General features: G+C 56.8%; 1 pseudogene. It reads right to left on the bottom strand.

The features are described 5' to 3' along the window. Nucleotides 1–259, bottom strand: a pseudogene (locus J1W56_RS25885) (hypothetical protein); the annotation flags it as partial. Between the last annotated feature and the right edge of the window lie 125 nt (nt 260–384).

Here is a 384-nt window from a genome sequence, read left to right as displayed (position 1 = left end):
ACAGTGCTGCGGCTGGAGCGGGTTCGCCTGGCCACTCCTGACCGCCTCTTATTGCATGGTAGGTTGCTTCGCTGATCGGGTTGCGGCAAGCGAAAGTCCAGACGCTTTCAGCTTCAGTGACCTTGCCTTCAACAAGGCAATACCGCTTGCCCTTGGCGTCAAACCAGATGGCGACCGTCTGCCAAGGCCCGTCCTTATGGGCACGTCGGCGATAGAAGCCTGCTTCCGGATCTGCCTCGGAAACACCAAGTACCTTCATTGTTGATTTGCACTGAGAGCTGACCCGGGATTTGCGCCGAGAAGTGACCCGCCTTTAGGTATCGCTCGTGTTGGTGGTGGTCAAGTTCCTAGGCTTCTCCTTCGTTGTTTTGGGTTCATGAGCCG

The sequence above is a fragment of the Phyllobacterium calauticae genome (assembly GCF_019991125.1).
Lineage (GTDB): Bacteria > Pseudomonadota > Alphaproteobacteria > Rhizobiales > Rhizobiaceae > Phyllobacterium > Phyllobacterium calauticae.
Note: the sequence above shows the minus strand (reverse complement) of the source record. Positions and strands in the feature narration are given on the sequence as shown.